The sequence below is a fragment of the Acidovorax sp. KNOB132 genome, assembly GCF_057541515.1.
The window spans coordinates 1-1089 of sequence record NZ_BAAJYT010000564.1 but is presented as its reverse complement, the minus strand read 5'-3'; the positions used below and the strand labels follow the sequence as shown (position 1 = coordinate 1089).

Genomic DNA, 1089 nt, shown 5'->3' with positions numbered 1-1089 from the left:
TATCCCCGCCTTCACGCCGCGCGCACCCTGCGCGCGCCCCACCCCCGCACCGAGCGCACCCTCCCCCGGTCGCGGCCCCGCGCGCTTGGCCTCGTAGCACGCCATGTCGGCTGCATGGAGCACCGCGGTCACGTCGTACACGCCGCTGTCCAGCGGCACGAGGCCGATGCTCACGCCCAGCGTGTAGCTGCGGCCTGGTATGAGGGCTCCCACGCACGCACGGCGGCGCACAGCTGCTCGGCGATGGCCAGCCCGCGCCCCAGCGGGCAGCCGGGCAGCACCACGGCGAACTCGTCGCCACCCAGCCGCGCCGCCCAGCCCACCGACCGCACCTGGGTCTCGATGAGGCGGCCCACGTGGCGCAGCACGTCGTCGCCCGCGTCGTGCCCGGCAATGGCGTTGACCACGGTGAAATGGTCCAGGTCCAGGAACAGCACCACGCCCTCGCCCGCCTCCCCGCCCGGGTGCGCCTGCACCGTGTCAGGGCGGGCCGCACGGTCGGCCAGCAGCGCATGCAGGCGCTGGCTGAACGCGTCGCGGTTGGCCAACTGCGTGAGGGCGTCAAGCCCGCCCGCCCAGTTCTCGCGGCGGCGGGCCTCGCGCGCGGCGGTGAGGTCCTCCAGCATCCAGACCGTGCCCGCATCGCCTGAGGCGCCCCGCACCGAGCGGCCCAGCACGCGGGCCCATACCGCGCTGCCGTCCTGGCGCAGGAAGCACACGTCGCCATCGAAGGTGCCGTGAGCCGAGAACTCCGCCCGCACGCGCCGCTTGAGGTGCTCGTACTCGGCATCGCTCACGTAAAGCACGCGGGCCAGCCGCCCCTGCAGCTGCGCCGGCTCGTAGCCCAGCATGCGGCCGGCCTGCAGGCTCACGACCTGCAGGTTCTCGCCGCGCGTGATGATGATGCCGGTGGGCGCGTGGTCCAGGATGGACTGCAGCTGCCCCCGCAGCAGCCCCATCTGCGACTGCGTGCTGGCGCGCTCGTCGAGCAGGCCGCGGCAGGCCGCCGCCAGCCCGTCCACTTCGCCGGCGCCCTGCGGCCAGGGCATGTCTTCATGGGCACCAGGCGCGCGGGCGCCCAGGTGGGTG

The 1089-nt window shown here is 74.5% G+C and carries 2 protein-coding genes; both read right to left on the bottom strand.

The window, feature by feature from the left end; all coding sequences use genetic code 11:
- On the bottom strand, window positions 1-213 hold a 213-nt coding region (locus tag AC27IO_RS24675), incomplete at its 3' end, for a hypothetical protein (protein WP_498741274.1).
- The coding region (locus AC27IO_RS24670) for a GGDEF domain-containing protein (protein ID WP_498741273.1) at window positions 171-1089 on the bottom strand (919 nt) is incomplete at its 5' end. The genes AC27IO_RS24670 and AC27IO_RS24675, both read right to left, overlap by 43 nt.